The following is a 4,968-nucleotide window of genomic DNA, read 5'->3' on the forward strand; positions in this document are numbered from 1 at the left end:
GTGATGCGTCCCCGGCTGAGGTCGTAGGGCGTCATCTCGACCGTGACCTTGTCACCGGTCAGCACGCGGATCCGGTTCTTGCGCATGCGGCCCGAGGTATGGGCCAGCACTTCGTGATCGTTCTCGAGCTTGACCCGGAACATCGCGTTGGGCAGCACTTCAGCGATCACGCCACCAAACTCGATCAGATCTTCCTTCGCCATTGACACTCCATTGGCAGTCCACGGCGCGTGGCTTGGCGCCGCGGCCTTACTTGGTCGTCGTTCTACCGATATATGGCGCATCCTTGCGCGAGCGCCATGCTGCCCTGGCTTCTGCGCGCTGCTTTTCTGCGGGTCAAGCGCACAGGAGGCACAGAGTAGGCCCCGGCGGCGCTCACGACCCGGGCGGACGGACGGCGGCGAAGCGGCGGCGGATGCGCCGCATCAGGTCGTCGCGCAGGCTGCGATAGGCGTCCAGCCGCACCTCGCGGCTCGCCTCGACCAGGGAGGGATCGGGCATGTGCCAGAACTCGATCGCGACGTCCATCGTCCGGGTCAGCTCGACCGCGCTGTGCTGGGCCTCGGGCGAGAGCGAGATGACCAGATCGAAGAAGTCATCCTCCAGGTCGTCGAAGCCCTTGGGCGCATGGCGGGAGAGGTCGATGCCGATCTCGTCCATTACGGCGACCGCGAACGGGTCCATCCCCAGCGGCCGCACCCCGCAACTGTCGACATAGATCTTGTGGCCGGCGAGGTACTTCAGGATCCCCTCGGCCATGGGCGAGCGGATCGCGTTGTGCGTGCAGGCGAACAGCACGCTGCCGGGTACCTCCCCTGGCACCGCGCCATCCATCAGCGTCGCAGCGACAGGACGCAGACCAGGGTGAACAGCCGCCGCGCCGTCTGGGCATCGACGTCGGCCTTCTCCACCAGCGCTTCCCGAAGCAGTTCCGCTCCCTCGTTGTGCAGGCCGCGCCTGGCCATGTCGATCGATTCGATCCGGGATGGCGGGGCGCCGCGAATGGCCTGGAAGTAGCTGTCGCAGATGATGAAATAGTCCTTGATCACCCGGCGCAGCGGCCGCACCGCCAAGATCAGCTCGCGCTGCGCGCGGCTGTCCCGCTGGACTACGTCCATCACCAGATTGTTGTCGCGCAAGGACAGCGCCACCTCGTAGGGCCCGGGGAATCCGTCCTTCAGCAGGAAGGAATTGTCCTCCAGCAGGTCAAAGATCGCGACATTGCGCTCGTGCTGCACCTCCGGCGTCCAGCGCACTACGCTTCCTTGGTCGAGTTCGATCGCGACGATCCGGTCGGGGCCGTCGGACCGCCTGGTCACCTCGCCCCCCGCAGCCGGATCGCGTTGGCGTGCCCGTCCAGCCCCTCCGCCTCGGCCAGGATTCTGGCCGCATCGGCCAGTTGCCGAAAGCCTGGCTCGTCGCAGCCGAGCAGGGTGGTACGCTTCATGAAGTCGTAGACCGATAGGCCGGACGAGAACCGGGCGCTGCGCGACGTGGGCAGCACATGGTTGGGCCCGCCGACATAGTCGCCGATCACTTCTGGCGTCCAGCTGCCCAGGAAGATCGCCCCGGCATGGCGCACCTTGGCCGCCAGCGCATCCGCGTCCTCGACCATCAGCTCCAGATGCTCCGGCGCCAGCCGGTCGACCAGCGGCACCGCCTCGTCCAGCCCGCCCACCAGGATGACCACGCCCAGATCCGCCAGGCTTCGGGCCGCGATCGCCCGGCGGGGTGCCGAGCTGAGCTGCCGCTCGACCTCGACCGGCACCTGGCGTGCCAGGTCCGGGTCGTCGGTGATCAGGATGCTCTGCGCCAGCACGTCGTGCTCGGCCTGGGCGATCAGGTCGGCCGCGACCAGGTCGGCACGGGCACTGCGGTCGGCCACGATCACGACCTCGCTGGGCCCGGCAATCATGTCGATCCCGACCACGCCGAACACTTGGCGCTTGGCTTCCGCCACATAGGCGTTGCCCGGGCCGGTGATCTTGTCGACCGGGCGGATCGTGCCCGTACCGAACGCCAGCGCCGCGATCGCCTGCGCCCCCCCGATCCGGTAAATCTCGTCCACCCCGGCCAGCCGGCAGGCGGCCAGCACCAGGGGGTTGCTCTGCCCGTCCGGTGTCGGGGCCGCCACCACCAGCCGCCGGCAGCCGGCTACCCGGGCCGGGATCGCGTTCATCAGCACCGAGGACGGGTAGGCGGCCGTGCCCCCCGGCACGTAGAGGCCCACGGCACCGATCGCCGTCCAGCGCTGGCCCAGCCGGACCCCGGCCTCGTCCGTCCAGGCGAGCGGCTCCGGCTTCTGACGGGAATGGAAGGCCTCGATCCGTGCCGCCGCCACCTCCAGGGCCTGCAACTGATCGAGCGGGCAGGCCGTCCAGGCACGGTCCAGCTCGGCCGGCTCGACACGCAGGCCAGCCTCGCCCGGGGCGAACCGGTCGAACCGCCGGGTCAGCTCCAGCAGTGCCGTATCGCCGCGGCGGCGCACGTCCTGGATGATTGCCTGGACGGCAGCACCGACATCGCCCGCCTCGTCGTGACGGCGTTCGGCCAGTGCGGCGAAGCTGGCGGGAAAGTCGGGCGCGCGCGAATCGAGGAAGCGCAAGCGATGAAACTCCGGATCGGCCAGCCGGGCCCGGCGGCCGGGACCCCCTGCCGGCTGCTCTAGGCGGCGTTGAAATGGTCGCAGGGGCTGATCTGGCAGGGCACCGGATCGCTGAAATCGTCGAGCTTGGCGCGGACCGCCGGCACCTGGAGGCGGATCGTCCCCTGGCCTGCGAACACCAGGTCCACGAACAGATCGGTACCCGGGCCGGGTTCCGTGGCGATGGTCAACAGGTTGAGTTCCGCCAGCCGGGCGGTCTCGTCGATGCCGCGGTAGCGGACCCTGGCCACCTCGTCGACCACCAGGGCCGCCGAGCATTCGGTCAGGCCCTCGCAGCGGCTGGTGTCGCGGTACTGCTCGCGGCGGTAGCGGATGAAGGCGATCATGAAGCGCCTGGTCGCCGGGTCATAGGCCATCTCGGCCACGCAGGTGCGCGCGTCCTGGAGGAACGCGGCGATCACCGCCAGATCCTCGACATCCGTCGCCTGCAGGCGCACGCGTTTCTCGGCCAAGTCTCGCCCTCCGTCAGCCGGCCCGCTCGATCCGGGCCCCCACGCCGCGCAGCTTCTCTTCGAGCCGCTCGTATCCCCTATCCAGATGGTAGACGCGGTTGACGGTTGTAGGGCCGGATGCGGCCAGACCTGCAAGAACCAGCGAGACTGAGGCGCGCAGGTCAGTCGCCATCACCGGTGCGCCGGTGAGCCTTGCCTGCCCACGCACCAGGGCGGAGCCGCCATGCACGGTGATTCTGGCCCCCATTCGTGCCAGTTCCGGGACATGCATGAAGCGGTTCTCGAAGATCGTCTCGGTGATCATCGAGGCACCCTCGGCCAGGCACATCAGCGCCATGAACTGGGCCTGCAGGTCGGTGGCAAATCCCGGGAACGGCCGAGTCATCACGTCCACGCCCCTGAGCCCGCCATTGCCGAGATGCACCAACAGGCCGGCCTCGCCGTCGGCCAGCACCAGGCCCGCCTCCTCCAGCCGCTCGGTCGCCACCCCCAGGTCCTGGGCGCGCACATCCTGCAGGACCAGCCGGCCATTGGTGATGCCGGCCGCCATCGCATAGGTGCCGGCCTCGATCCGGTCGGCGATGATCCGGTGCCTGGCACCACCGAGCGCCGCCTGGCCCTGGATCGTGAGCGTGGCGCTGCCGGCCCCCTCGATCCGGGCACCCATCGCATTCAGCAGCCGGGCCAGGTCCACGATCTCGGGCTCGCGGGCGGCATCCAGGATCACCGTCTCGCCGTCCGCCAGGCAGGCCGCCATCATCAGGTTCTCGGTGGCGCCCACCGAGGGCTGCGGCAGCTTGATCTCGGCCCCCTTCAGCCCCCTGGGTGCGGTCGCCTGCACATAGCCCTGCTCCAGGGCGATCACCGCCCCCATGCGCTCCAGGCCCATCAGGTGCAGGTCGATCGGCCGGGTCCCGATGGCGCAGCCGCCCGGCAGGGACACCGCCGCCTCACCCTGGCGCGCCAGCATCGGCCCCAGCACCAGGACGGATGCGCGCATCCGGCGCACGAGGTCATAAGGGGCGGTGGTCGACATGAGCTGTTCGGTCTGCAGCCGCAGCGTGCCGGGTGCGCCCGGCTGCATGGTCGATGCGGTGCCGAGCCGCTGCAGGAGCCGCTGCATCGTGCCGACATCCGCGACGTCGGGCACGTTGGACAGTTCGACCGGCTGATTGGTCAGCAGGGTTGCGGCCATCAGCGGCAGGGCGGCGTTCTTCGCCCCGCTCACCTGGATCCGGCCTTCGAGCGGAACCCCGCCCTCGATGATGATCCGGTCCATCACATCTTCGGCAGGGTCACGCCCCGCTGCCCCATATACTTGCCGGCCCGGTCGGCATAGCTGATCTCGGGCGCGCTCGCCCCCTGGAGGAACAGGAACTGGCAGATGCCCTCATCCGCATAGACCTTGGCGGGCAGCGGCGTGGTGTTGGAGATCTCCAGCGTGACATGGCCCTCCCATTCCGGCTCCAGCGGGGTGACGTTCACGATGATGCCGCAGCGCGCATAGGTCGACTTGCCCAGGCAGATCACCAGCACGTCGCGCGGAATCCGGAAATACTCGACCGTGCGTGCCAGCGCGAAGCTGTTGGGCGGCACCACGCAGAACGGCCCGTCGCGCTCGACGAAGCTCTGTGCAGAGAAGTTCTTGGGATCCACCAGCGCGTTGTCGACATTGGTGAAGATCCGGAACTCGCGCGCGAGGCGGGCATCATAGCCGTAGGAGGACAGGCCATAGGAGATCAGCCGCTCCTTGCCCTCGACCCTGGTCTGCCGCTCGACGAACGGCTCGATCATGCCGTGCTCCAGACACTGCTGCCGGATCCAGTGGTCGGGCATGATCGACATGTGGCA

At 68.8% G+C, this 4,968-nt stretch carries 7 protein-coding genes; all 7 read right to left on the reverse strand.

Annotated elements, in window-relative coordinates:
• Nucleotides 1-203: translation initiation factor IF-1 (gene infA / locus EQG76_RS11230; RefSeq protein ID WP_159713395.1), on the reverse strand; the 203-nt coding region annotated here is incomplete at its 3' end.
• A gap of 172 nt (nucleotides 204-375) precedes the next feature.
• Nucleotides 376-834, reverse strand: a complete 459-nt coding sequence (locus EQG76_RS11235; protein ID WP_159713396.1) for an arsenate reductase/protein-tyrosine-phosphatase family protein — start codon at nucleotides 832-834, stop codon at nucleotides 376-378.
• Complete coding sequence (locus tag EQG76_RS11240; protein WP_159713398.1) at nucleotides 834-1,319, reverse strand: UPF0262 family protein; 486 nt, start codon at nucleotides 1,317-1,319, stop codon at nucleotides 834-836. Before EQG76_RS11240 ends, EQG76_RS11235 begins: the two co-directional genes overlap by 1 nt.
• Nucleotides 1,316-2,605, reverse strand: a complete 1,290-nt coding sequence (gene hisD / locus EQG76_RS11245) for a histidinol dehydrogenase (RefSeq protein ID WP_159713400.1) — start codon at nucleotides 2,603-2,605, stop codon at nucleotides 1,316-1,318. Before hisD ends, EQG76_RS11240 begins: the two co-directional genes overlap by 4 nt.
• A gap of 59 nt (nucleotides 2,606-2,664) precedes the next feature.
• On the reverse strand, nucleotides 2,665-3,117 hold the full coding sequence (locus tag EQG76_RS11250) for a DUF2948 family protein (protein ID WP_159713402.1): 453 nt from the start codon (nucleotides 3,115-3,117) through the stop codon (nucleotides 2,665-2,667).
• 13 nt (nucleotides 3,118-3,130) lie between these two features.
• A complete protein-coding gene (murA, locus tag EQG76_RS11255) occupies nucleotides 3,131-4,396 on the reverse strand; it encodes a UDP-N-acetylglucosamine 1-carboxyvinyltransferase (RefSeq protein ID WP_159713404.1) in 1,266 nt (421 codons plus the stop codon).
• Nucleotides 4,396-4,962 carry a dCTP deaminase gene (gene dcd / locus EQG76_RS11260; protein ID WP_159713406.1) on the reverse strand — a complete coding sequence of 189 codons (567 nt, stop codon included), beginning with the start codon at nucleotides 4,960-4,962 and terminating at the stop codon, nucleotides 4,396-4,398. Before dcd ends, murA begins: the two co-directional genes overlap by 1 nt.
• Nucleotides 4,963-4,968 lie beyond the last annotated feature (6 nt).

The organism is Geminicoccus flavidas (assembly GCF_009806515.1).
Classification (GTDB): domain Bacteria; phylum Pseudomonadota; class Alphaproteobacteria; order Geminicoccales; family Geminicoccaceae; genus Geminicoccus; species Geminicoccus flavidus.